This window comes from Streptococcus sanguinis (genome assembly GCA_013378335.1).
Taxonomy (GTDB): domain Bacteria; phylum Bacillota; class Bacilli; order Lactobacillales; family Streptococcaceae; genus Streptococcus; species Streptococcus sanguinis_I.
In genome coordinates this window covers 2,043,143-2,067,179 of the sequence record CP040556.1, presented here as the reverse complement: position 1 = coordinate 2,067,179, position 24,037 = coordinate 2,043,143, and the positions used below count along the sequence as shown (strand labels likewise).

Annotated in this window: 21 protein-coding genes and 3 pseudogenes; 13 read left to right on the top strand and 11 right to left on the bottom strand. The window is 44.4% G+C overall.

The window, feature by feature from the left end; genetic code table 11:
* The first annotated feature begins 434 nt into the window (after nucleotides 1–434).
* The 4 genes from FFV08_10545 to FFV08_10530 all read left to right on the top strand — a co-directional run bounded on the left by FFV08_10545 (nucleotide 435) and on the right by FFV08_10530 (nucleotide 4,679).
* Nucleotides 435–827 (top strand): DUF1310 family protein, encoded by a 393-nt coding sequence (locus FFV08_10545; protein ID QLB52991.1) that lies wholly within the window; start codon nucleotides 435–437, stop codon nucleotides 825–827.
* A 132-nt stretch (nucleotides 828–959) separates the two neighbouring features.
* Nucleotides 960–1,808, top strand: a complete 849-nt coding sequence (locus tag FFV08_10540) for a hypothetical protein (GenBank protein QLB52990.1) — start codon at nucleotides 960–962, stop codon at nucleotides 1,806–1,808.
* Between the two features lie 151 nt (nucleotides 1,809–1,959).
* Nucleotides 1,960–4,179 carry a bifunctional (p)ppGpp synthetase/guanosine-3',5'-bis(diphosphate) 3'-pyrophosphohydrolase gene (locus FFV08_10535; protein QLB52989.1) on the top strand — a complete coding sequence of 740 codons (2,220 nt, stop codon included), beginning with the start codon at nucleotides 1,960–1,962 and terminating at the stop codon, nucleotides 4,177–4,179.
* Nucleotides 4,180–4,235: 56 nt separating this feature from the next.
* Complete coding sequence (locus FFV08_10530; GenBank protein QLB52988.1) at nucleotides 4,236–4,679, top strand: D-tyrosyl-tRNA(Tyr) deacylase; 444 nt, start codon at nucleotides 4,236–4,238, stop codon at nucleotides 4,677–4,679.
* Between the two features lie 141 nt (nucleotides 4,680–4,820).
* Here FFV08_10530 and FFV08_10525 read toward each other — a convergent pair.
* The 3 genes and pseudogenes from FFV08_10525 to FFV08_10515 form a co-directional block, all read right to left on the bottom strand.
* A pseudogene (locus FFV08_10525) lies at nucleotides 4,821–4,898 on the bottom strand (NUDIX hydrolase).
* A gap of 38 nt (nucleotides 4,899–4,936) precedes the next feature.
* Nucleotides 4,937–5,734, bottom strand: a complete 798-nt coding sequence (locus FFV08_10520) for a DUF4037 domain-containing protein (GenBank protein ID QLB52987.1) — start codon at nucleotides 5,732–5,734, stop codon at nucleotides 4,937–4,939.
* A gap of 163 nt (nucleotides 5,735–5,897) precedes the next feature.
* A pseudogene (locus FFV08_10515) lies at nucleotides 5,898–6,084 on the bottom strand (hypothetical protein).
* A 146-nt stretch (nucleotides 6,085–6,230) separates the two neighbouring features.
* Here FFV08_10515 and FFV08_10510 point away from each other — a divergent pair.
* On the top strand, nucleotides 6,231–6,845 hold the full coding sequence (locus FFV08_10510; GenBank protein ID QLB52986.1) for a CPBP family intramembrane metalloprotease: 615 nt from the start codon (nucleotides 6,231–6,233) through the stop codon (nucleotides 6,843–6,845).
* Nucleotides 6,846–6,958: 113 nt separating this feature from the next.
* Here the strand turns inward: FFV08_10510 and FFV08_10505 are convergent, their stop codons facing one another.
* The 3 genes and pseudogenes from FFV08_10505 to FFV08_10495 form a co-directional block, all read right to left on the bottom strand.
* Nucleotides 6,959–7,384 carry an EVE domain-containing protein gene (locus tag FFV08_10505; GenBank protein ID QLB52985.1) on the bottom strand — a complete coding sequence of 142 codons (426 nt, stop codon included), beginning with the start codon at nucleotides 7,382–7,384 and terminating at the stop codon, nucleotides 6,959–6,961.
* Nucleotides 7,377–7,838, bottom strand: a complete 462-nt coding sequence (locus FFV08_10500) for a MarR family transcriptional regulator (GenBank protein ID QLB52984.1) — start codon at nucleotides 7,836–7,838, stop codon at nucleotides 7,377–7,379. Before FFV08_10500 ends, FFV08_10505 begins: the two co-directional genes overlap by 8 nt.
* Nucleotides 7,839–7,943: 105 nt before the next feature.
* Nucleotides 7,944–8,590: pseudogene (locus FFV08_10495) on the bottom strand (metal-dependent transcriptional regulator).
* 228 nt (nucleotides 8,591–8,818) lie between these two features.
* Here FFV08_10495 and FFV08_10490 point away from each other — a divergent pair.
* Both FFV08_10490 and FFV08_10485 read left to right on the top strand, forming a co-directional pair.
* Complete coding sequence (locus FFV08_10490; protein ID QLB52983.1) at nucleotides 8,819–11,083, top strand: YSIRK-type signal peptide-containing protein; 2,265 nt, start codon at nucleotides 8,819–8,821, stop codon at nucleotides 11,081–11,083.
* A gap of 83 nt (nucleotides 11,084–11,166) precedes the next feature.
* Nucleotides 11,167–12,321, top strand: coding sequence for a DUF3114 domain-containing protein (locus tag FFV08_10485; protein QLB52982.1), 1,155 nt, complete (start codon nucleotides 11,167–11,169; stop codon nucleotides 12,319–12,321).
* Nucleotides 12,322–12,421: 100 nt separating this feature from the next.
* On the opposite strand, the gene FFV08_10480 is transcribed toward FFV08_10485, so the two are convergent.
* From FFV08_10480 to FFV08_10465, 4 genes are all read right to left on the bottom strand, one after another.
* The gene (locus FFV08_10480; protein QLB52981.1) at nucleotides 12,422–12,913 is read right to left on the bottom strand and encodes a thiol peroxidase; all 492 of its coding nucleotides are present in this window, start codon (nucleotides 12,911–12,913) and stop codon (nucleotides 12,422–12,424) included.
* Between the two features lie 151 nt (nucleotides 12,914–13,064).
* Nucleotides 13,065–13,994 carry a metal ABC transporter substrate-binding lipoprotein/adhesin SsaB gene (gene ssaB / locus FFV08_10475; protein ID QLB52980.1) on the bottom strand — a complete coding sequence of 310 codons (930 nt, stop codon included), beginning with the start codon at nucleotides 13,992–13,994 and terminating at the stop codon, nucleotides 13,065–13,067.
* A 19-nt stretch (nucleotides 13,995–14,013) separates the two neighbouring features.
* Nucleotides 14,014–14,877 carry a metal ABC transporter permease gene (locus FFV08_10470; GenBank protein QLB52979.1) on the bottom strand — a complete coding sequence of 288 codons (864 nt, stop codon included), beginning with the start codon at nucleotides 14,875–14,877 and terminating at the stop codon, nucleotides 14,014–14,016.
* On the bottom strand, nucleotides 14,864–15,613 hold the full coding sequence (locus FFV08_10465) for a metal ABC transporter ATP-binding protein (GenBank protein QLB52978.1): 750 nt from the start codon (nucleotides 15,611–15,613) through the stop codon (nucleotides 14,864–14,866). Before FFV08_10465 ends, FFV08_10470 begins: the two co-directional genes overlap by 14 nt.
* A 119-nt stretch (nucleotides 15,614–15,732) precedes the next feature.
* On the opposite strand from FFV08_10465, the gene FFV08_10460 reads away from it, so the two are divergent.
* Nucleotides 15,733–17,625, top strand: a complete 1,893-nt coding sequence (locus FFV08_10460; protein ID QLB52977.1) for an endopeptidase — start codon at nucleotides 15,733–15,735, stop codon at nucleotides 17,623–17,625.
* Between the two features lie 227 nt (nucleotides 17,626–17,852).
* Nucleotides 17,853–18,749: a haloacid dehalogenase-like hydrolase gene (locus FFV08_10455; GenBank protein QLB52976.1), complete on the top strand. Its 897-nt coding sequence runs from the start codon at nucleotides 17,853–17,855 to the stop codon at nucleotides 18,747–18,749.
* Nucleotides 18,750–18,840: 91 nt separating this feature from the next.
* On the opposite strand, the gene FFV08_10450 is transcribed toward FFV08_10455, so the two are convergent.
* The gene (locus FFV08_10450) at nucleotides 18,841–20,037 is read right to left on the bottom strand and encodes an ROK family transcriptional regulator (protein ID QLB52975.1); all 1,197 of its coding nucleotides are present in this window, start codon (nucleotides 20,035–20,037) and stop codon (nucleotides 18,841–18,843) included.
* Nucleotides 20,038–20,241: 204 nt separating this feature from the next.
* Here FFV08_10450 and FFV08_10445 point away from each other — a divergent pair, with 204 nt between their 5' ends.
* From FFV08_10445 to FFV08_10430, 4 genes are read left to right on the top strand one after another with little or no spacing between them, the layout of a single operon-like run.
* Nucleotides 20,242–20,559 (top strand): PTS sugar transporter subunit IIB, encoded by a 318-nt coding sequence (locus FFV08_10445; GenBank protein QLB52974.1) that lies wholly within the window; start codon nucleotides 20,242–20,244, stop codon nucleotides 20,557–20,559.
* Nucleotides 20,560–20,567: 8 nt separating this feature from the next.
* On the top strand, nucleotides 20,568–20,885 hold the full coding sequence (locus tag FFV08_10440; protein ID QLB52973.1) for a PTS lactose/cellobiose transporter subunit IIA: 318 nt from the start codon (nucleotides 20,568–20,570) through the stop codon (nucleotides 20,883–20,885).
* 5 nt (nucleotides 20,886–20,890) lie between these two features.
* The gene (locus FFV08_10435) at nucleotides 20,891–22,252 is read left to right on the top strand and encodes a PTS sugar transporter subunit IIC (GenBank protein ID QLB52972.1); all 1,362 of its coding nucleotides are present in this window, start codon (nucleotides 20,891–20,893) and stop codon (nucleotides 22,250–22,252) included.
* The gene (locus FFV08_10430) at nucleotides 22,253–24,031 is read left to right on the top strand and encodes a beta-galactosidase (protein QLB52971.1); all 1,779 of its coding nucleotides are present in this window, start codon (nucleotides 22,253–22,255) and stop codon (nucleotides 24,029–24,031) included.
* Nucleotides 24,032–24,037: the final 6 nt, after the last annotated feature.

The window sequence follows — 24,037 nt, the reverse complement described above, 5'->3', positions numbered from 1 at the left end:
AAAAACTTATAGAATTGACTGGAAGCTTTATAAGTTGAAAATATGAGAATATAAACTAAAACAGAATGCTCTATGATTTACCACTGTTGTATCCGCTTTCGTATTTTGGTATAATAGTGATGAGCTCACTTAGGTAAGCCGGAAAGGAAAATAAAACGGAAAAAATCAGACTGCCTAAGCTGGGAAGCGTATTTGCATTCTTTGCCTGATAAGGAGAGGAGGTTCGCCATGACTATGTCTGCCTTATTTGAGTTGTTTGTCGCCCTTTTAGGTGTGGCATCTACTTGCTACCTTGTCTACGCTTATTATCAATTTATCAAGGAAGAAGTTCATCACTTTCTTCACCACAACCCGCCCGTTTAAGGCGGGTTTTTGCTTTTAGTAAAATAGTTTATATTATATAATGAAACTGACAAAGCTTGAGGAGTGTTTATATGTCAAAGAGAAGAAATAGAATTATGGGGCTTATTGGCCTAAATGTATTGATATTGCTGGGAGTAGGTCTCTATCTAGCTCACAAAAATCAAGAATTTCAGAATGAAATGACAAGAATTGTCCACAGTAAGGAAGTAAAGAAATTGATTGTGGAAGAATTAAAAGCAATTGATCCAAATGCTTTAACGGAGAAAGGGAAAATCCGTTCTTATAAAATAGATGATAGAAGCATTCGTCATAATCCAATGGGAGGCATTATGTTTCATGTTGTCATTAATGATAGTATAAGCATGGTTGGGAAAATGGGAATTCAAAAAGATGGCGGAAGTGGGCAATTAAGTTCAGTTGGTATGAGTGAATCGGCAGGTTTGCAAGCTTTGGTAGGGGAGTGATTGCCAGATAGTCAAGTCGCTTAACTGCTAGGAGCATGAGTCCACGCTAAATAATAACCTTGCCCCATGAGAATGCTCTTCCCTTTTGAAAGTAAATTTGATATGATTTTTATTAAAAGGAGCGGTATCATTTTGAAACAAACGATTTTTAATGCTTCACTAGAAGAAAGCATGAACCTAGTAACGGACAAGTATATCAAAACTTCGCTAGAAGATTTTAATGAAAAAGGTTATGGGAAAAAGATTTTGGGATTTTTTACAGTCTATATTTTAATGTTTTTAATTGTACTACTAGCTTTTACCTTTGATGAGAAAAATGTCACTTTATTTTTTATAAACATATCTTTTATTGAAATAATAATATTTATCCCTGGTTTCTTTGTTATTGCATATTATTTAAATAATGTAAGAAAAATAAAAGAACAGCAAATCTTATCTTATTATTACTTTAACCAGAGTATGTTTTTTATGATCTTGCTCTTTATTATACAATTTATTGTATTCTGCTTAGCAAGTTCGGACATTGTCTCTAGTGATTTTCTATTATCTCTTGTATATGTCGCACTCTATGTGTTATTTATAGTGAAGAGAGTTCACCAATTTAGACAAAAGACATTTGAGGTATTATATGTCCGGCGACAGCATTCTAATCCTCTTGTAAATATTCTTAATCAATTTGTTTCCTTTTCACAAAAATATGCTTGGTTGATTATTATATTGCTATTCTTTTTAAGAATGTTTTTCCCTAGTGAATATATGATTCGTCAAAATAGTTTGCTTAACTCTATGATTGATTTGTTTATACCACTTTTGGGCATCCCATTCTTATTATTTTCAATAGCTTTAGGGACTGACAATTTCCAAGGTTACTATCTTCAAAAATACTTAGAAGATTACCGACAACTATCAGGATACTCTGTTGAAGAATGGTATGGTAAAGATTCTCAGAGATATAAGGAATCGCTAAATCAGGAAGAGTAGCTTCTTCATTTTTTACAGAAAAGCTTTCGCTGGACAGTTTAATATTTTACAACTCCCGCCCGTTTAAGGCGGGTTTTTATATGAACCGTCTTCTAGGTTTTCATATTGGGCTAAAAGTGATAAAATAGTAGGCAGGAATTGGAGAGACGAGATGCCAAAAGAAGTGAATTTGACGGGCGATCAGGTATTGGCCCTTACGAGAAAATATCTGGCTGCGGAGGATGTGGCCTTTATACAGAAAGCTTTGATCTATGCGATTGATTGTCACAGTGGGCAGTTTCGCAGGTCAGGTGAGCCTTATATCGTGCATCCTATTCAGGTGGCAGGGATTTTGGCCACGCTCAAGCTGGACGCAGTAACGGTCGCCTGCGGCTTTCTGCATGATGTGGTCGAGGATACTCGTGCGACGCTGGATGATTTGGAAAGAGAGTTTGGGACTGATGTGCGCGTGATTGTGGATGGGGTTACCAAGCTGGGTAAGGTCAAGTACAAATCCCATGAGGAGCAGCTGGCAGAAAATCACCGTAAGATGCTGATGGCCATGTCAGAGGATATCCGGGTTATTTTGGTTAAGCTGGCAGACCGTCTCCACAATATGCGGACGCTCAAGCACCTGCGCAAGGATAAGCAGGAGCGGATTTCCCGAGAAACAATGGAAATCTACGCCCCCTTGGCTCACCGCCTGGGGATTTCCAGTGTCAAGTGGGAGCTGGAGGATTTATCTTTCCGTTATCTCAATGAAGTGGAGTTTTACAAAATTTCCCACATGATGAAGGAGAAGCGTCGGGAGCGTGAAGCTCTGGTAGAAGAGGTAGTTCAGAAGATTGAGACCTATGCTGGCGAGCGCAATCTGCACGGTAAGATTTATGGCCGGCCCAAGCATATCTACTCGATTTATCGCAAGATGCAGGACAAGAAGAAGCGTTTTGATGAGATTTATGATCTGATTGCTATTCGCTGTATCTTGGATACTCAAAGTGATGTTTATGCCATGCTGGGCTACATTCATGAGCTTTGGCGGCCGATGCCGGGGCGGTTCAAGGATTACATCGCCAACCGCAAGGCCAATGGTTACCAGTCTATCCATACGACCGTTTATGGACCCAAAGGTCCGATTGAGTTTCAGATTCGGACCAAGGAAATGCATGAGGTCGCTGAGTATGGGGTTGCGGCCCACTGGGCTTATAAGAAAGGCGTCAAGGGACAGGTAGACAGCAGAGAATCAGCCATCGGGATGAACTGGATCAAGGAGCTGATGGAGCTTCAGGATCAATCCAATGATGCCAAGGACTTCGTTGACTCGGTCAAGGAGAGCTATCTGGCTGAGGAAATTTACGTTTTCACACCAGATGGGGCAGTGCGCTCTCTGCCTAAGGACTCGGGCCCCATTGACTTTGCCTATGAGATTCATACCAAGGTCGGTGAGAAAGCCACGGGAGCCAAGGTCAATGGCCGCATGGTGCCTCTGACAACCAAGCTTAGGACAGGGGATCAGGTGGAAATCATCACCAATGCTAACTCCTTCGGACCGAGCCGCGATTGGCTTAATATTGTCAAGACCAGCAAGGCCAGAAATAAAATCCGTCAGTTCTTTAAAAATCAAGACAAGGAGCTGTCTATCTCCAAAGGGCGGGAGCTCTTGCAGGATCAATTCCAGGAGCATGGCTATGTAGCCAATAAGTACATGGACAAGAAGCACATGGAAGAAGTGCTGCAGAAGACTAGCTATAAGACTGAGGAAGCGCTTTTTGCGGCGATTGGCTTCGGTGAGATTGGTGCCATTAGCATTTTCAACCGCCTGACAGAAAAAGAGCGCCGTGAGGAAGAACGGGCCAAGGCTAGAGCAGAAGCGGAGGAATTGGTCAAGGGTGGCGAAGTTAAGGTCGAAAACAAAAAAGACACCCTCAAGGTCAAGCACGAAGGCGGTGTGGTTATTCAGGGGGCGTCTGGTCTCCTCATCCGGATTGCTAAGTGCTGTAATCCTGTACCGGGTGATGATATTGTCGGCTATATTACCAAAGGACGAGGTGTAGCCATTCATCGGCAGGACTGCATGAATCTCAAGGCCCAGGAAAATTACGAGCAGCGGCTGATTGATGTGGAATGGGAAGATAACAATACTACCAAAGAGTACACGGCTCACATTGATATTTACGGTCTCAACCGCTCTGGCCTCCTCAACGATGTGTTGCAGGTTCTGTCCAATACCACCAAAAATATTTCAACAGTCAATGCTCAGCCAACCAAGGATATGAAATTTGCTAATATCCACGTTTCTTTTGGCATTGCTAATCTGTCCATGCTGACGACGGTGGTGGATAAGATTAAGAGCGTGCCGGAGGCCTACTCGGTCAAGCGGACTAATGGCTGATCTATTTCGGAAATCATTATCTAGCTATAAGTTACCGTTAAATCAAAGGAAAAGATATGAAAATAGTGATTCAGCGCGTAAAACGTGCTCAGGTCAGCATTGACCAGCGGCTGCACAGCGGTATTGGACAAGGTCTCCTGCTCCTAGTAGGCGTAGGGCCTGACGATAGTCAGGAGGATATGGATTATGCAGTCAGGAAGATTGTCAATATGCGGATTTTTTCTGATGCTGAGGGCAAGATGAACCTGTCTATCAAGGACATTGCTGGAGAGATTTTGTCAATTTCCCAGTTCACTCTGCATGCAGATACCAAAAAGGGTAATAGGCCAGCCTTTGTTAAGGCTGCTCCGCCAGAGATGGCTAGCAATTTTTATGATGCCTTCAATCTTGCCTTGCAGCAGGAGGTGCCGACTCGGACGGGAATTTTTGGGGCAGACATGCAGGTAGAGCTAGTCAATGATGGCCCAGTGACCATTATCTTGGATACGAAGAATCGCTGAGAAGAGAAGAAGCATGAAAAGGAGCTTGAAAAGAGGCTGGGACAAAAGTCCTAGCCTCTCAATTGTCTTTGGATTGTCGAGCAAGACGCAGTAGTTGAGTGGGCTCTACTACGCTGATTTCATCAGCTTTTACAGCCCTACTCAACTATGCGGAGGTGGGACGACGAAATCGAATTCTAACGAATTACCGATTTCTGTCCCGCTCTCTAATTTTTTTAGCTTCTGCAGCAATGAATGTATAGTTTCCGACAAGATTTCTAAAAACTATCAATAATTTCTTGAGGAATGACTTGTTTGATGGTCGTCACTAGCTGATTAATAAGCTTTATCGCTTCAGAGGGCTCAGTGTAAAGCTTTTGAAAATAGTTGTGTACATTTTCTTCAAAATGTTGAGGTAATAGCATGCAGTTGGTTTTTGCAAACTCTAGCATTCTCTTTTCTCCAGGGTGAGTCTGTTCGTTTAAGGCGAAGAGCAAGTCAAAATAGGAAGCAAAAAACTCACTGCTACGGTGATTGATACTGAGCAAGTCCTGACGCTTAAGCGCTTTTTCTATTTGTTTGGAGAAAGCTGGCATGGCTTGATCGAGTAGGAGGAGCTGCTTCTTAATAATATTCTTTTTCAGCTCAGCTGGATAAGGTCGTCTGTACTTGTTCTGAAGTGCCTCATAGCGACCGTTTCGGTCGTAGATGATTTTGCTGTGGAGCAGATTGTGCCACATACAGGTGGTATAGGCATTCTGGGCTTGGTGGTCTAGGACTACAGTCTGCAGGTCCTTATCAAAGCCATCCAGTGTACGGTAAATGAGCTCAATTTCGATCTTGCTCTTCAGCACACAGTCATCCTCTAGTTCCCAAAACTGATTGCCGATTTCCATGTAGGAGCAGTACTTGCTGAGGATATCTCGTCGAGTCGTGGGAGCAATGGAATCTGTCAAGTAGATATAAACATCATAGTCCGAGTCTTTGTCAAAATGCTGTCCAGCACGAGAGCCACCGAGAACAATAGCTTCCACTTGATCTAGCTGGGCAAATTCTTTAAAAAGTTGTTGTGGCATAATTTTTCCTTACTGATTTTTGACATCATTGTAGCAAAATGTAAGCGGGTTGGCAAGAAGGAAAAAAGCTTTTGGCATGGTTCCGAGCCTGTAAGATTGAGACCCCGAGGGGTAGGAAGTGGATGAGCAGGAGCTGGAAGTATTTGACTAAAAAGAAAATTATCTAGGATAGATAGGCTGAAAATTTGACTTTGTGTGATAAAATTTTAGGACTTTTTTCTTTCTTTAACTCATTGTCACTTTTCTATTTTTTAAACTCATCGCCTTATTCTTATCTGCAACTTTTCTTGGATTTTGAGATAAGTTTTTAACGATTTTTTGACATCATTTAGTCCAAAAATGAGAAGCATAGTAGGCAAGTGGAAGTGGCGATAATCCTTGATTTGTTTATGTTTATGATTCCTATCATTCTTTAGAAATATTTTAGAATTACTTTATAAATTCTTGAAGTTTGTCTTGTATAATCATATTAAAGAAAAGAAAGGAGTCTCTTATCATGGACAATCTAGTTCAACAGATGCTGAATGCTCTGATTCAAATTGCTTTGTTTGCTTTTCTTCCTTTTGTTTGGTGGTTGATAAATGCTAGAAGAAAAAGTCCATTTTTAGAATGGCTTGGCTTAAAACCACTAAAAGATGCTGGCAGCCGAAAGATCTGGCTGTGGATTTTGTTGGGTTCGCTATCTTTCTTGCTTCTTTCGTTTTTGCTAGTATATCCTGCTGTAAAAAATCTGGATACAGCGACTTCGAATTTCTCAGGCCTAGGCTTCCAAGCCTTGCCAGCTGTTCTGATTTATGGTATTTTTCAAACTTCTCTGTCGGAAGAACTGCTATTCAGAGGTTTTCTTTTAAAGAGATTGGCTAGTCGCTTATCCTTTGTGGTAGCCAACACCATACAAGCTGCTCTTTTTGGTCTGCTCCATGGCTTAATGTTTATAACAGGGCTCTCTTGGCAGCAAACCCTGCTCATCATTTTGTGTACGGGTGGCATCGCGGCTTATATGGGCTTTGTCAATGAAAAGAAATCTGATGGCTCCATTTTAGCTAGCTGGATTATACATGCTTTAGTAAATGTGATTACGAGTAGTTTATTTGCTTTTATGCTGATTTAATAAATTGAGATTTTTACTGCAAATCAAAAAGTTCCGTTTTTCCTTGAGAATCGGAACTTTAGATTTGATGACAGGTGGGCAAAGAGTTCGGTGTAAGTCAAACAAAGCTGCTTTTACTGATTTGCGGGGCTGTCTAGTTTCATTTGCTCAAAAACATAAAGGAAGAAGTCTTTCGAAACTTCGAAATGTCCGTATCTTATCTGAGAAGCATACTGGCGCCACTGAGGATGCTGTCGGACTTGTTCAATGGGGCAGTCTTTGACAGGTTGGTAGTAGCTGACATCTCGCCGAAATGGAACAAAGCCTTCAAACATCTCTACTTGGTAGGCAGTGTCATCTAGAATCTTGCCAACTGCTGTAAAGGCCTGCAATTTTTCCTGACAGCTCAGCTGATACTTGGGGCTGTAGTAGAGAAGATAGTCCCCCTTTTTCATTCGGTTTAGCGGTGCTTTCTTTCCATGGCAGACTTGGCAAAATCCACCTTCTACACCTCTTAGTACATGTTCTTTTGATACGACACCAATCCAAAATCTAGTCATTTTCTGCCTCCAGTTTGATTAAGAGTTGATTTAATATTTCTGTATTATTTCCTAATTTTCCAAAGAACGCCTGATCAATACCTTCTACTAGAGGAAGGGCTTGGTTGACCTTTTGCAGCCCCGTATCCGTTAGAAGTATGATGTTGGCGCGGCTGTCCTTGGGATGGACTTCCCGCATTATCAACCCTTTATTGACCAAGAGGCGGATGATTTGGGATATGGTCATAACATCCATGTCAGAAAATCGGGCAATATCGGTCTGACTCACCCATTCTTGCTGACGCAGAAGCGCTGCAAGAGTGGTCAGAACGACAAACTGGGGATGGGTCAAATCAATCGTTCTCAGTTTGTTTTTTATCAACCCATGCCACTTGTGGTAGGCACGGATAAAGAGCAGACCAGTTGATTTTTTGTATTCATCCTTGTAGATGGAGTTAAACTGCGATTTTTTCATTAGTTTTCCCTCTAGATATTTTATAAGTATACTTATTATAATCTGCCATCTTATTTTTGTCAATAAAAACCCAGTTTAGACTAAAAAGTCCGAACTGGGTTCTGTTTATAGTTTTTCCACATAAATCTGTTGGGCAATCATAGGATTGATTTGGATTTCTTGGGTTTCTGTCTCAAGAAGATAAGCCTGAGCGAAAGAATCATATTGGATGAAGGTGATAGTTTGGCCGATTTGTAGGTTGTATTTTTCCAAGTATTTGAGCAAGTCAAAGTCGTCGTGTACGCGTTTGATGATATAGTCGCCAGGGCAGAAGCCTCTTCCAGAGTCAGTTGGTTTTCTTCGTCCAGAAGCTCCCCCTTGGCTGGGATGGTGCCTCCGTGAGGACAGACCTTGGGGTACTGGAGCATGGCATCCAGACGCTCAACGAAGCGCTCAGAAACAGTGTGCTCTAGGACTTCGGCTTCTTCATGGATTTCATCAGTCGAGTAGCCGAGATGATTGACCAGAAATACTTCAATCAGCCGGTGCTTACGGTAGAGGTCAGAAACTAGCTTTAGCCCCAAATCAGTCAGCAGGTAGCCGGCTTTTTTATCCTTGACCAGAAGTTCTTCCGCCAGCATTTTTTTCATCATTTCCGTCACAGCCGGAGGTGAAACCTGCATGAGCTGGGCGATTTCTTTATTGGTGATTTTTTTGTGGTGGCTGCCAATCTCATAGATACACTTGAGATAGTCTTCTTTATTTGGGGTCATCTTGCATCCTCGCTGAACTTTCTACCATTAGTATAACAAAAATCTCTGCAAGAATACAGTGTCTAAGCCGTTCTTTGATGTTTAGATTTTCTTCATTCGTTTGTAATCGTTTTGCGATTATTATATAATCAAAGCTTGCAACTTAAAAAATAAAAAGTAAAAATTCTTTAGCTGGTTTGCAGAATATTTGGCTTGTTTTTTACTTTTTTGCAAAAGGAGAATCCTATTATGAAAAAAAGACGAATGATGGCGTCTCGAGCAGAGAAGTTTACTCGTTTTGGCATTCGCAAATGCAGTCTGGGAGCAGTCTCGGTAGCGATTGCGACTGGTCTGGCCTTTCTTGGAAGTGGAGCAGTGCAGGCAGAACAGCTGGCGCCTAGTCAGACAGCTGACAGTGTCGCTGTCAGCCAGGCTGTGGAGGACCAAGCTAGCACAGCTGCAACTCCGACTGTGACAGAAACCAGTCTGTCAAGCATGGATAAGGCTGCACCAGCACCGGAGGCTGTTAGTCCTGACGCTAGTCAGATACCTGCGTCTTCTGATACCAGTGCTCAGTCTACTTCTTCAGATCCTGTAGAAAATGCCCGGCCGAAAAGCGATGTTATAGCTCCGACAGAGAATCAACCTGCTGTAGCTGAGAACTCAGAAAAAAGTGATGCTTCTAATCAGCTGACGCAACCAGCTTCTGCTACAGAGCGCCCCTTGGCAACAGTAGAAGTCAAAAAGCCTCAAGGTAAGATTGCCATTCAGAACAACAATCCGCAGACAGGCGAATTTGATATAGTCGTTTCTGATATTGTTGCCCCAGATGGCCTGAAGGCGGTCTATCTGCCAACATGGTCAGCTGCTAACGACCAAGACGACGTGCAGTGGTACACCGCTGAAAGACGAGCTGATGGAACCTATTTCAAACATGTCAGCTACCGCAATCATAAGAACTCTCTTGGTGAGTATAATGTTCACCTCTATTTTGTGAATGATGCAGGCCAACTGCAGGGTGCAGGCTCAGCTAAGACGGTGGTTACTCGCGCCCAGCCACAAGGCAAGATTACCATTCAGAACAACAATCCACAGACAGGTGAATTTGATATAGTTGTGTCCGATATTGTCGCCCCAGATGGTCTAAAAGCCGTTTACTTGCCGACTTGGTCAGCTGCTAACGACCAGGATGATGTGCAGTGGTACACTGCTGAAAGACGCGCTGATGGGACCTATTTCAAACATGTCAGCTACCGGAACCACAAGAACTCTCTTGGTGAGTATAATGTACACCTCTATTTTGTGAATGATGCAGGCCAGCTGCAGGGTGCAGGTTCAGCTAAGACAGTGGTTACTCGCGCCCAGCCACAGGGAAAAATCACCATTCATAATAACAATCCGCAGACAGGTGAATTTGATATTGTCGTGTCCGACATTGTTACCCCAGATGGTCTGAAGGCGGTCTACCTACCGACTTGGTCCAGCAAGGATGACCAAGACGATGTGCAGTGGTATATCGCTGAGCGCCAAGCTGACGGTACCTATAAAAAGCATGTCCGAGCTCAGGATCATAAGTTTTCAGTAGGTGAGTACAAGGTTCATCTTTACTATCTGAACGAGGATGGCCAGATGCAAGGTGCAGGTGGCGAGAAGTTGATGGTTTCTGTAGCACCTGAAAACATCCGTGCGACTGGAAAAATCAATATCCAAAACAATAATGCTCGAACAGGAACTTTTGATGTGGTTATGACAAATGTCTCCAATCCAGACGGAATTCAAGCAGTCTATCTGCCAACTTGGTCCACAGATAAGGATCAGGATGATGTCAAGTGGTATTTAGCTCAAAAGCAGGCGAATGGCACCTATAAGATCACAGTCCGAGCTAGTGACCATAAGCTTTCTACCGGCGAGTACAAGATTCATCTTTACTATAAGCAGGACAATGGTCAGCTCATCGCTGTTGATGCTACTACGACCCAGGTCCCCAAAGCAGTTTACAATACTCCATATTACTCACAGCGTGATGGTCGCTGGGGCGGCAGGAAGTATGGTCCTTACAGCATGGATGCGACAGGATGCGTGCCGACAACGCTAGCCATGGTTATTTCTGGTATTACTGGTGCAGAAGTGCTTCCAACAACCGTTGCGGATTACCTATATAACTATACCAATGAATTTAATAAAGATGGATTTGGTACCAGCAGCCGTGGTATTGTCCGAGCTGCCCAGCACTGGGATTTGACGACGGAGACCTTGTTTACAGCTTCTGCAGTCAAAGAAGTGCTTTCGCAAGGGCATCATGTCCTAGGTGCCGTTGGTACTAGCATCTTTGCCCATTATCCAGTGACTCATGAGCTGGTTCTCAAAGGCTATGACAATGGAAAAACCTATGTCCGTGACCCTTATAATGCAGCTAACAATGGCTGGTATCCAGTAGACTATCTCTTTGGAGTCAAGAGTGTCGATCCGACGGATAATACAGAAGGATCACCCTTTATTGCCATCAAAGGATAAGAAATTCGTGAATAAGAAGACCGCTCGTTGCTTGACGGGCGGTTTTCTATGTGGGTATAATAGAAAAAAGAAAGGGGGGAGTCATGTATCCTAAAGTGGAGAAAGAGCAGCTCTTTCAGCAATTGCAATCAATCGGTTGGTATCAAACAGCGCTGGAACAAGTTTTTGAAGAGATTGGTGAGCAAGGAAAAACAGTGTCAGAAGAAGGAAATTACCTGCAGGAGGCTCAGCTTTTTGGCAGCCCCTTCTTTCAAAAGCTTTGGCTGGCTGAGGAGGTTCAGAACAGCAGATTAGGAGCTCAGGAGCTGCTGGTTCTGGCTATGAGTCTTGTTAATATGCCTGAGGAGTTGAGCGGAGATAAGAGAGAGACGAATCTTCTACTGGCTCGAATTGCTCCAGACCTAACACCGCATGATTGCTTTTGGAAAATTTTCTCAAAGACCTTGCGCCAGGCTTTTCCGGCAGATGATTTTAGCCAAAAGGATGGCAATCAAAAGCTCAAAAGGCAGCTGCATCAGTTTCGCTATGTCATTTCCTGCCAGCAGGCCCAGTGGGTTCGGGACCATTTCAGAGAGGTGGGGATGACGGATGCGGAGGCCTTGGCGGCTTATTTCAAGGCCTACCCCGGACTTCCCTACAGTTTCAAGGAATCCTCTCGGTTGCACAATAAAGCCTATATTGATAAGATGTCAGAGCAAGCTATCTATCCGGATGGTCAAGCTAGTCAAGCCAATATAAAAATCCTGATTGATTTTCATACAGAGTTTATTCTGGATCAGACAGGCCGTTTTCTCAATATTATCGATCCAGAGGGGGCTAGCCAAAATGGTGTTGTGAATGGCGCCAGCTTTAACTACGGTGAGCGCAATCGTCCGGTCAATCAGGCTTCTCATACCCGCTATGACGTCAAAACACCTGCAGTCTGGGATCCTCGCTTTCGCAGGCTTGCCATTGAAAATGGCGGTCGCAAGTTCAAGTCACCTCAGAATAATCGTGGTCCGCTGGGCTATCGTTCGGCTAAGAGCCCTTATGCTCGAAAGGGGCGGAGTGCTTATAAACAGGTAAAGGCAGAGATTGCTCGATTCAAGAAATTGCTAGATCGACCATCCTTTCTCTTGCGTTGCTGGGCTTGCTTCCGTCAGTTTTGGCAGAAGTTTTTCGCACAAAAAAGAGGCTGGGACAAAAAGATTTTGATTTTAGGAATTCTTTATTATAAATTTTTAAAATCGATAGATTAGACAAAAAAAGCGAACAAGACAGAATTCTGAGTGTCAGATAGCTCGTTTTGTTCGCTTTTTATATTTAAGGCTGGACTTTTGTCCCAGACTCTTTTATCTTTTACAAACTCTTAACTGCGGCGATAGCAGCTTCGAAGTCAGGCTCGGTGTTGATATTGTCAACATATTCAGCGTAGGTCACAGTGTTGTTTTCGTCCAAGACAAGAACTGCGCGGGCCAAAAGGTGCCATTCATTGATGAGGACAGCATAGTCACGGCCGAAAGAATGGTCGAAGTAGTCGGAGAGCATGACAGCATTCTCAATGCCTTCAGCAGCACACCACTTGCCTTGAGCAAAAGGCAAATCAACTGAAACCGTGATAACAACGGTATTATCCAAGTCAGAGAGTTCTTGATTGAAACGGCGAGTCTGAGTCGAGCAGACACCAGTATCGATAGATGGGATGATGCTCAGGACTTTATTTTTGCCAGCAAAATCAGCCAGAGTTTTCTTTGAAAGGTCAGTGGCTATCAGGCTAAAATCGTGGGCGGTGTCGCCGACTTGCAGTTGCTTTCCAGTAAAGGTTACAGGATTTCCGAGAAAAGTTGTCATAAGGAGTCTCCATTCATGTTTGATAGCTTCATTGTACAGCGAATAGTGATTTTTTTCGAATAATTTGACCGGAAATTTGAGCTCTACTCCATCTGAAGCTCCTTCTCCACAAATAAAGAGGTTAGGATTTTATCTTCCTAACCTTTTATCATTATTTGGCCAATCCTTCAGAAATTTTATCCAGATTGTATTTCATCATGCTGTAGTAGCTGTCGCCTTCTTCTCCTTGGTCAGCGATTGAGTCTGTGAAGATTTTAGCGTGGATTGGGATGTTAGTGTCTTTAGAAACAGTCTTCATCGGACGGTCGTCCACACTTGATTCGACAAAGAGAGATGGCACTTTAGTCTTGCGTAGTTTTTCAACTAAGCTTTTGATTTGGTCTGGAGTTCCTTCTTCTTCGGTGTTGATTTCCCAGATGTAGGCAGATGGCACATTGTAGGCTTTAGAGAAGTACTTGAAGCAGCCTTCACTGGTCACAATCATTTTCTTTTCTTCTGGGATATTGTTGAATTTCTCTTTGGCTTCCTTGTCCAAAGCAGTTAGCTTTTCCACATAAGATTTGAGATTTTTCTCGTAAGTGGCCTTATTGTCAGGGTCTTTTTCAATCAAATGTTTGGCAATGTTTTGCGCATAGATAATACCGTTTTCCAAATTTAGCCAAGCATGAGGGTCTTCTTTGCCCTTTTCACTTTGTCCTTCAAGGTAAATGACGTCAACGCCATCGCTGACAGCGTAGTAGTCCTTGTTTTCTTTCTTATTGGCATTTTTGACCAACTTGGTGAACCAAGCATTGCCGCCAGTTTCCAGGTTGATACCATTGTAGAAGATGAGGTCTGCTTGAGAAGTCTTTTTGACATCTTCGGGCAGGGGCTCGTATTCGTGGGGGTCTTTGCCGACTGGTACAATGCTGTGCAGGTCAATCTTATCGCCAGCTATATTCTTCGTGATATCAGCGATAATGGAGTTGGTCGCAACAACCTTGAGCTTGGACGAGTCACTGGACGCCTTCTTCTGACCGGAGCAGGCAAAGAGAGTGCAGACTGCTAGCAAAAGCAGGGATAAAAAACCTAATTTTTTCATGGGATTCCTCCATTGATTTTTATTTTAGTTTAGGTCGGTTTTTAAGTTTTAAATAGCGTTGCTTAGGGGCAATAAAGAAAGAGATGAGAAAGATGAGGGCTGAGGTCAGGACAATGCTGGATCCTGCAGCAACATTAAAACTATAGCCAATAAAGAGTCCCAGCACAGAAGCCAGAGCTCCCAAACCCGAGGACAGCAGAATCATAGTTTTCAGACTGTTGGCATAGAGGTAGGCCGTTGCTGCTGGCGTTATCAAGAGAGCGACAATCAGAATGGTTCCCACGCTCTGCATAGCTGTCACAGAGACCAAGGTCAAGAGAATCATCAGCAGATAGTGGTAGAAGCTGACCGGCATGCCCATTGCTTGAGCCAGCAAGGGGTCAAAGGAAGTAATCAATAGCTGTTTGAAAAAGAGGGTGATGATTAAGAGCACAGCTATTCCGACTCCAATACTAATCCACATATCAATATCCTGCACGGCCAAAATATTCCCAAAGAGAATATGAAAGAGGTCGGTGGAGCTATTGGCTACGCCAATCAGGATCACACCCAGAGCTAGGAAGGAAGAAAAGGTAATCCCAATGGCTGTATCGCTTTTGATAATGGAATTGCCCTTGATGTAGGTGATAATAATCGAGGCCAAAAGTCCGAAGGTGATTGCTCCGATAAAGAAATTAACCCCTAAAATATAGGAGAGAGCCACACCGGGCAGAACCGCATGAGAGATAGCGTCCCCCATGAGCGACATGCCGCGCAGAATGATAAAGCAGCCGACAGCCCCAGCAACAATCCCAATGACGATTGCTGTGATGAGGGCATTTTGCAGAAAGTGAAAGTCCCGCAGCCCTTGGAAAAATTCTAAAATCATTCTAGGCACCTCCATTCATAAAGAGCTGGGAGCCGTAAGTCTTTTTCATATTGTCCTTGGTAAAGCTGGCCTCAGTAGGACCGAAGGCAATTAGCTTACGATTGAGCAAGATAACTTGGTCGAAATAATCAACAACCTTGCTCAAGTCATGATGGACAATCAGGATAATCTTGCCTGCGGCTTTGAGACTGCGCAGTGTAGACATGATAATCTCTTCGCTGACAGAGTCAATACCGACGAAGGGCTCGTCCAAAAAGATACAATCCGCCTCTTGAACCAAGCAGCGAGCAATCAAGACACGCTGGAATTGCCCGCCTGACAGCTGGCTAATCTGACGCTCTGCCAAGTCTTCTAAACCGACAATTTTCAATGCCTCAGCCACCTTGTCCCAATGGGAACTCTTCAGTCCCTGAAAAAGTTTAAGCTGAGGGTAAAGTCCCAAAGAGACACATTCTTTGACCTTGATAGGAAAATGATAATCAATATTGATCTTTTGCTCTACATAGGCAACCCGTTGGAGAGAATTTTGCAGCGGCTTTTGATCCAGCAGAGTCTGGCCTTGGTGGTCAATAATCCCTAGCATGCCCTTGAGCAGGGTGGATTTTCCGGCTCCGTTAGGACCAATAATCCCAGTAATGGTTGGCTCCTTAATGGTTAATGAAAGGGGCTCAAGAGCCAGCGTATCTTGATAGCTGACAGTCAAATCTTTAATCGTAATCATCTCATACACCTCTATAATTTTAATATACATTAAAATAAAAATTAAGTCAAGTTAATTTTTAATAAATCTCTAAAATTAATATAAGAAATGTTTGAAAAAACAAGTAGATTTTGATAAGGTTATATCAAAAGCATGAAAGTGAGAAGAAAATGACACGACTACAAGATGATTTCTATGATGCGGTTAATGGCGAGTGGGCTAAGACGGCGGTCATTCCTGATGATAAGCCAGTGACGGGCGGCTTCATGGATCTGGCAGATGAGATTGAAGATCTTATGCTCGCCACGACCGACAAATGGCTGGCTGGAGATGGAGTGCCAGAAGATGCCATTCTGAAGAACTTTGTTGCTTACCATCGCTTGGCAGCGGATTATGACAAGCGGAAAGCGGCAGGGATTGAGCCTGCGCGTGCTTACATTGATGAAATTCGCAATCTAACATCTTTTGAAGACTATGCTTCTAAGATTGCTGATTTTGAACTGGCTGGTAAGCCGACTTATTTCCCCTTTGGTGTGGCGCCTGACTTTATGGACGCCCGTATCAATGTCCTCTGGGCAGACGGACCGGGAACGATTTTGCCTGATACGACCTACTACGCGGAGGACCATCCGCAGAAGGATGACCTGCTTGAAAAATGGCGCAAGGCTCAGGAAGATTTGCTGGCAAAATTTGACTTTACGGAAGAGGAAATCAAGGATCTTTTGGATAAGGTCTTGGAGCTGGATGCTGTTTTTGCTCAGTATGTTCTGTCTAGTGAAGAAAGCTCCGAGTATGCGAAACTCTACCATCCTTATCATTGGGAAGATTTCAAGGCCTTGGTACCAGAGTTGCCTATGGCGGATATTTTTACCAAGTTGATCGGTCAAGAACCCGACCAAGTCATTGTGCCAGAAGAGCGTTTTTGGCAGGCAGCTAAGGATATTTATACAGCAGCTAACTGGGATAAACTCCATGCTCTGCTGATTCTCTCTGCGGTCCGCAATACAACACCTTACCTAACGGATGACATCCGTGTCTTGGCAGGAGCTTATCATCGTGCTCTATCAGGGACTCCTCAGGCTCAAGACAAGAAAAAAGCAGCCTTTTATCTGGCCCAAGGTCCCTTTAATCAAGCTGTTGGTCTCTGGTATGCCGGTCAGAAGTTCTCGCCAGAAGCTAAGGCTGATGTGGAGCAAAAAGTGGCGACGATGATTGAAGTTTATAAAAATCGCCTGGCCCAGAATGACTGGCTGACACCAGAAACTCGGGACAAGGCTATTGTCAAACTCAATGTCATCAAGCCTTATATTGGCTATCCTGACGAGCTGCCTGAGCGCTATTCCCGCAAGGTCGTGGATGAAAAGCTGACTCTCTTTGAAAATGCTCAGAAGCTGAGCCAGATTGATATTGCTTATAGCTGGAGCAAGTGGAATCAACCAGTGGATTACAAGGAATGGGGAATGCCAGCCCATATGGTCAATGCCTACTATAATCCGCAGAAGAATCTAATCGTCTTTCCAGCGGCTATCCTGCAGGCGCCTTTCTATGACCTGCACCAGTCCTCATCAGCCAATTACGGTGGTATCGGAGCGGTCATCGCCCATGAGATTTCTCATGCTTTCGATACTAACGGAGCTTCCTTTGATGAAAATGGCAGTCTTAATAATTGGTGGACGGAGCACGACTACCAAGCCTTTACCGAACGGACTCAAAAGGTCATTGACCAGTTCGAAGGTCAAGATTCTTATGGTGCTAAGGTCAATGGCAAGCTGACTGTTTCAGAAAATGTGGCAGATCTGGGCGGTATTGCAGCAGCTCTAGAAGCAGCCAAGAAAGAAGCGGATTTCTCTGCTGAGGAATTCTTTACCAACTTTGCCCGCATTTGGCGAATGAAGGGACGCGAAGAGTATATGAAGCTATTGGCAAGCGTTGATGTCCATGCTCCAGCCAAGCTTCGGACCAATGTGCAGCTGCCTAACTTTGACGACTTCTTTACGACCTTTGATGTCCAAGAGGGAGACGGCATGTGGCGGAGTCCAGAAGAGCGAGTAGTCATCTGGTGATGCAGAGATAAGACGCTTATTGAATCTTGCTCAAATCAAAAATAATCGAGTTCATTTCAATAGTCTGCTTTTGTTTGTGAAAGCAGACTATTTTGTTACAGATAAAGCGTTTACATTTATCTAACCTTGTGCTATACTGTAGTTGATAACAAAAAATAAGCAAAATATCCAAATAGAATAGATTTCAAAGTGTTTATTAATGAATAATAAAGAAAAGAGATATTCTTATGGTAAAACGATTCATTAGTTCAAATGCTTCAGAAATTTTAAGTATGACTGCGCCGGAGCTGAAACAGAGCATCAAGGCCAGTGAGGGCCGCGTTATCCTGTCTGAAAACGTAGCTTTTAAAGAATCTTATATCGGTGATGTGACCAATGCAGAGATTGCTCGGTCTTTTGGTGCTGACTTGATTCTGCTGAATGGGATTGATATCTTCCAGCCTTTTGTAGCTGGTCTGGACGCTAAAGAGGATTTTGTTGAGGAGCTGCACCGCTTGGTGGGCCGTCCTATCGGTATCAATCTAGAGCCGGTGGATAGCCAGGCTCAGATGGCGGGAGAACGCCTGATCATCGATGAGGGGCGTCAGGCTAGTTTAGCGACCATTCAGCGAGCAGAAGAGCTGGGCGTTGACTTTATCTGCCTGACGGGTAATCCAGGGACTGGTGTCACCAATCAAGCCATTATTGACACCATTCGAGTAGTCAAGGAGAATTTTTCAGGCCTCCTGATTGCAGGTAAAATGCATGCTTCAGGTGTGGATGAGCCGGTAGCAGACCTAGAAGCAATCGCTCAATTTATCGAAGCAGGTGTTGATATTGTCCTAGCACCGGCAGTTGGCAGTGTGCCTGGCTTTGACGAGCAGGACTTGAAGCAGATTGTCGGACTGGCCCATCAAAAGGGGGCTCTGGTTATGAGCGCTATCGGTACCAGCCAGGAGAGTGCTGATGAGGATATTGTCAAGCAAATGGCTATCCGCAACAAAATCTGCGGTGTAGATATCCAGCATATCGGAGATTCTGGTTACGGCTGTCTGGCCCCGGTTGAAAATATCTTTGCCATGAGTAAGGCTCTCAGAGGGCAGCGCCACACCATTTCCATGATTTCACGTTCGATTAATCGATAGTAAAATGGGACAGACTTTTAGGGGGATAAGCTCCTAGAAGGCCTGTCTCTATTTTTTTATAAAAGAAAGACCGAGATTCTTGTCTCGGCCTTTATAGGTTTCCTTTTTTATCTAAAAATTCATGATAAACACAGAGGCTGACTGCAGAGCGGGCAATGCTGTATTTAGAGTAGGGGATAATGACAATCTCTGCTTGTTTTTGTTTTGGAAAGAGAGGGACTTCCTGCTCTAACTGAGCCAGGACCTGTTCGGCAATCACCGGATAGGAGAATATTTGGCCGTCCAGATAAATCCTTTCGCTATCAATAAGCTGGCAGAGGTTGGAAATGGAAATTGCCAGATAGCGGCAGGCAGTATGAATCAACTCAATGCTACCCAAGTCTCCTAAGCGATAGGCGGTCATCAAACTTGTCAAATCAATATCATTAGCATCCTCTACAAGGGTCTTTAAGAGCGAGGTCTGGGAAGCCCGATACAGGATAGCTGCTTTATCAATCAGAGCGCTCTCGCTGGCATAAACCTGCAGGCAGCCCTGCTTACCGCAAGGACAGCGCTCGCCTTCAGGATTGATGACGGTATGCCCCACCTCCCCGATAAGATAATTATCCTGGCTGTAAATGCTGCCCTTGTACATGTAAGAGCAATGAATACCTCGGGCGACATGATAGACGATAAAATTGCTGTCTGTCGGATGATAGCTAAAGAGGCGTTCAGCCAGTGTCAGGCAGTGGGACTTATTGGCAAAGTAGACAGGGAGGTCAAAAGCCTCTTGAATAGTCCGCAGGTTAATCTGTCCCCAGTGGGGGTTTTTAGAAATGATAAAATCACTCTCAGAGAGATTCACATGCCCCGGCAACCCGAGGGCAATCGCTGAGATGGAGTATTGGCTGTTCTTTTTTAGAAAATCTTGAATCAGCTGGATAATTTCCTGGTCAGACGGGCCGCCTGTCACCTCGACTTGATAAGTCCGAATGCTGCTTTCTGCAATCTCACCGGTATTGTCAGCGATGACGATGGCCAGCTGTTTTTCAGAAATCTCAAAGCCTAGATAGTAGCGGCTACGGGGCGCAATATCTAGCAGGGTTTTCTTGCGGCCTACGCTCTCGTCATTGAGCTCGCCCAGCTCCAGTACCAAGCCTTCCTTGATCAGCTCATTGATGATGCTGCCGGTCGTGGCTGGTGTAATTTGAGTTTCTTTTGAAATATCAATCCGGGAAATCGGTCGTTTGGCATAGAGCCGATCCAGGACAGTTGCCCTTAGCTCGTTTTGTTTTCTAGTTCGTGTCATCTTGTTTCCTCTGCTGCTATACTATCAAAAAAAGCTAGAAATCTCAAATGTAAGCGTTGACATAGTACAGAAAAATAGTTATAATGTTTATAGAATGTTAATAACATAGTGAAAAATATTCTATTTTTGGATTTTTGTTTATATATTAAAAATAAATAACAAGCGTCGTTGCAGGCTAGGTCAGATTCATAAAGGAGGATGCCGATGGAAACAAAACAGATTATGTTAGTCTGTGCAGCTGGGATGAGCACCAGTCTCATGGTCAATAAAATGCAGAAAGCTGCAGAGGAGCGAGGTTTAGCTGCGACGATATTTGCGGTGCCAGTGTCAGAAGCAGAAGACTATCTGAGCGAGAAAAAGGTTGATGTCCTTTTGCTGGGGCCTCAGGTCCGCTATCTACTGGAGGATTTACAGGAAAAACTAGCTTCAAAAGGCATTCCGGTGGATGTTATCCCTATGACGGATTACGGAATGATGAAGGGGGATAAGGTCCTGGATCTGGCAGAGTCGCTCATGAAGTAGGTGCTCCTATGGAAAATAAAGATTCCTTAGAGGTCGCTATGACCCTCATTATGTATGGCGGAGAGGCTAAATCTTGTGCTATCGAAGCCATTGCAGCAGCTAAAAAGCAGGATTTTGACCGAGCTCAGGAGAGGTTGAGTCAGGCTCAGAAGGCCCTGCTGCAAGCCCATCACGCTCAGGCTGAAATGCTGAGCAAGGAGGCACAAGGAGAGAAAACAGAACTTAGTTTATTTATGGTGCATGGGCAGGATCATCTCATGACCAGTATCGCCTTTGTTGATTTGGCAAAGGAGATTGTTGATTTGCATAAAAAATTTGATGAATAGGAGAAATGCAGATGAGTAGTTTGGTTGATAAATGGCAAGCGCGTCTCATGCCTATTGCCAATAAAATCGGCAACCAAAAATTTCTGGTTGCCCTACGGGATTCCTTTATCGGGACCATGCCTGTGATTATGACGGGCTCTTTCGCCCTCATGGTCAACGCCTTTCTATCTGACTTGCCAGGACAGTTCGGCTGGACCTGGATTTCCTCTACCTTCCAGTGGCTGATTGATATTAACTGGCTGGTATTTAAGGGCAGTATCCCTATCGTTACCCTCTTGTTTCTCTTTACCTTCGGGGTCAATATCGCTAAGATTTATAATACTGATAAGGTGTCTGCCGGTCTGGTAGCTGTTGCCTCCTACATCATTACCATTGGTGGCTCTGTTACTAAAACCTTTGAGTTGGCTGGCAAAACACCAGGACTGAGCAAGGCAATTTCAAAACTTCCAGAGCTAAAACTTGACGGCAGTAACCTGTCTGTGACGATTAACAGTGTCATTCCAGGTGACCAGATCAGTGCGCGTGGTTATTTTACTGCCATTCTGATTGGTTTTGTGTCCGTCATTATCTTCTGTAAGGTTATGAATCGTAACTGGACTATCAAGCTTCCGGATTCTGTTCCGCCAGCTATCATGAAGCCGTTCCTGTCTATCATTCCAGCTGCGATTGCCATGTATGTCGTGGGAATTGCGACCTATCTCTTTAATCTGGTGACAGGCGAGCTGTTGATTGACTGGATTTACAAGATTCTTCAGGCGCCGCTTCTCAGCTTGTCTCAAAGCTTCTGGGCTGTGCTGCTCATTGTCTTTCTCAATAAGATTTTTTGGTTCTTTGGACTGCACGGTGGTAATGTGCTGGCGCCAGTTATGGCCAGTCTCTTTGGTGTGACCATGCTGGCCAATCTGGAAGCTTATCAGGCTGGGCATGCGATTCCTTACATGTGGACGGATAATTCTTTTGGTGCTTTTGTCTGGTTTGATGCGATTGGGGTTGCCATTGCCATTCTCTGGCAATCTCGGAACAAGCACTATCGCGAAGTGGCCAAGTTGGGAATTTTCCCAATGGTCTTCAACATCGGTGAGCCGGTCATGTATGGTCTGCCAATCGTTTTGAATCCAATTATGTTTATTCCATATGTCCTGACGCCAATGGTCATGGTGACAGTAGCCTACTTTGCAACCTCTATGGGCTTGGTTGCGCCGGTTACTCAAAACGTTACCTGGGTAATGCCGCCGATTCTCTACGGTTTCTTTGCGACAGCATTCGACTGGCGGGCAATTATTCTTTCGCTTGTTAATATCGCTATTTCGACCGCTATATATTTGCCCTTTGTCAAGATGGCAGATAAACAGGAGGAGCTTGGATAGATGGCAAAATTTGAAATTAAAGAAGAATTTTACCTGGATGGCAAACCTTTTAAGATTTTATCAGGAGCTATTCAGTATTTCCGGCTTCATCCGGACCAGTGGCGAGATACCCTTTACAATCTTAAAGCTTTAGGCTTTAATACGGTAGAAACCTATATTCCTTGGGCGTTGCATGAGCCTCAGGAAGGTCAGTTTCAGGCAGAGGGCATGCTGGATTTTGAAGCGTACTTCAAGTTGGTTGAGGAGATGGGGCTTTATCTCATTGTCCGGCCGACGCCCTACATCTGTGCAGAGTTTGACTTTGGCGGCCTGCCGGCTTGGCTCTTGAGATATCCTTCAATGCGCCTGCGGGTCAATCATCCGCTTTTTTTGGAGAAGGTCAGTCATTTCTATGACTGGCTCTTTCCCAAGCTTCTGCCCTATCAGAGTGATCAAGGCGGACCTATCCTCATGATGCAGGTGGAAAATGAATACGGTTCTTACGCCGAAGACAAGGCCTACATGCGCAGTATTGCGCAGATGATGAAGGTGCGTGGAGTTACGGTTCCCCTCTTTACCTCTGATGGGACATGGATAGAGGCTTTGGAGTCTGGAACCTTGATTGAGGATGATATTTTTGTGACAGGGAATTTTGGCTCCCAGCCCAAGGAAAATACAGACAATCTGCGAGCTTTCATGGAGCGGTACGGCAAGAAATGGCCGCTTATGTGTACGGAGTTCTGGGATGGCTGGTTCAGCCGCTGGAGCGAGGAAATCGTTCGGCGTGAAGCCGAAGATTTGGCTCAGGATGTCAAAGAAATGCTGCAGCTGGGCAGCATGAACCTTTTCCTACTGAGAGGTGGGACCAATTTTGGTTTTATCAGCGGCTGTTCTGCCCGCAAGACCAAGGATTTGCCACAGATTACCTCCTATGACTTTGATGCTCCTATTACTGAGTGGGGGCAGCCGACCGAGAAATACTACGCTGTTCAGCGGGTGACCCACGAGGTCTTTCCAGAGCTTGAGCAGATGGAGCCGATTAGCCGACAGGACAAGGCCTATGGCAGTTTTCCGCTGCTTGGGACTGCAAATCTGCTGGATGTGGCAGCGGATATCACTGAAGAAATTCTGCTGGATTATCCGCAGCCTATGGAGCAGATTGGGCAGAATCATGGCTATATCCTCTACCGTTCCGATATCAAAAATCAATACCATGAGGAAAGGCTCAAGGCCTTGGAGACTCATGACCGCTGTCATTTCTATATCAATCAGGAGCACCTAGCTACCCAGTATCGGGAAGAAATCGGTGATGAGATGCTCTTCTCAGCTGATACCGAGCGGATTCAGATTGATGTGCTGGTGGAAAATATGGGGCGGGTCAACTATGGTTACAAGCTGGGCGCACCCAGTCAATCTAAGGGAGTCAAGGGTGGTATCATGATTAACCACCAGTTCCGCAAGGGCTGGAAGCATTATGCGCTCAAGTTTGACCAGAAAATGCTGGCCAAGCTAGACTGCTACTCAGCTCCACCGGAAAGAGTCAAAGCACCGACCTTCTATCGCTTTGAAGCGAAGTTGGATGATATTGCTGATACCTTCATCGACTGCTCTAAGTATGGTAAGGGCTGTATTTCGGTCAACGGCTTCAACCTTGGCCGCTACTGGAATGAAGGGCCGATTCACTATCTCTATGTGCCGTCTGGCTTGCTTAAGGAAAAGAATGAATTTATCGTCTTTGAAACTGAAAATGTCAAGATTGAAGAGTTGACCTTGCTTGATCATCCGGTCTATAAGAAATGAGGTGTT

Coding starts and splice junctions, on each gene's coding strand:
- FFV08_10545 (QLB52991.1), top strand. CDS start 435: ATGTCAAAGAGAAGAAATAGAATTATGGGGCTTATTGGCCTAAATGTA.
- FFV08_10535 (QLB52989.1), top strand. CDS start 1,960: ATGCCAAAAGAAGTGAATTTGACGGGCGATCAGGTATTGGCCCTTACG.
- FFV08_10530 (QLB52988.1), top strand. CDS start 4,236: ATGAAAATAGTGATTCAGCGCGTAAAACGTGCTCAGGTCAGCATTGAC.
- FFV08_10520 (QLB52987.1), bottom strand. CDS start 5,734: ATGCCACAACAACTTTTTAAAGAATTTGCCCAGCTAGATCAAGTGGAA.
- FFV08_10510 (QLB52986.1), top strand. CDS start 6,231: ATGGACAATCTAGTTCAACAGATGCTGAATGCTCTGATTCAAATTGCT.
- FFV08_10505 (QLB52985.1), bottom strand. CDS start 7,384: ATGACTAGATTTTGGATTGGTGTCGTATCAAAAGAACATGTACTAAGA.
- FFV08_10500 (QLB52984.1), bottom strand. CDS start 7,838: ATGAAAAAATCGCAGTTTAACTCCATCTACAAGGATGAATACAAAAAA.
- FFV08_10490 (QLB52983.1), top strand. CDS start 8,819: ATGAAAAAAAGACGAATGATGGCGTCTCGAGCAGAGAAGTTTACTCGT.
- FFV08_10485 (QLB52982.1), top strand. CDS start 11,167: ATGTATCCTAAAGTGGAGAAAGAGCAGCTCTTTCAGCAATTGCAATCA.
- FFV08_10480 (QLB52981.1), bottom strand. CDS start 12,913: ATGACAACTTTTCTCGGAAATCCTGTAACCTTTACTGGAAAGCAACTG.
- ssaB (QLB52980.1), bottom strand. CDS start 13,994: ATGAAAAAATTAGGTTTTTTATCCCTGCTTTTGCTAGCAGTCTGCACT.
- FFV08_10470 (QLB52979.1), bottom strand. CDS start 14,877: ATGGAGGTGCCTAGAATGATTTTAGAATTTTTCCAAGGGCTGCGGGAC.
- FFV08_10465 (QLB52978.1), bottom strand. CDS start 15,613: ATGTATATTAAAATTATAGAGGTGTATGAGATGATTACGATTAAAGAT.
- FFV08_10460 (QLB52977.1), top strand. CDS start 15,733: ATGACACGACTACAAGATGATTTCTATGATGCGGTTAATGGCGAGTGG.
- FFV08_10455 (QLB52976.1), top strand. CDS start 17,853: ATGGTAAAACGATTCATTAGTTCAAATGCTTCAGAAATTTTAAGTATG.
- FFV08_10450 (QLB52975.1), bottom strand. CDS start 20,037: ATGACACGAACTAGAAAACAAAACGAGCTAAGGGCAACTGTCCTGGAT.
- FFV08_10445 (QLB52974.1), top strand. CDS start 20,242: ATGGAAACAAAACAGATTATGTTAGTCTGTGCAGCTGGGATGAGCACC.
- FFV08_10440 (QLB52973.1), top strand. CDS start 20,568: ATGGAAAATAAAGATTCCTTAGAGGTCGCTATGACCCTCATTATGTAT.
- FFV08_10435 (QLB52972.1), top strand. CDS start 20,891: ATGCAGATGAGTAGTTTGGTTGATAAATGGCAAGCGCGTCTCATGCCT.
- FFV08_10430 (QLB52971.1), top strand. CDS start 22,253: ATGGCAAAATTTGAAATTAAAGAAGAATTTTACCTGGATGGCAAACCT.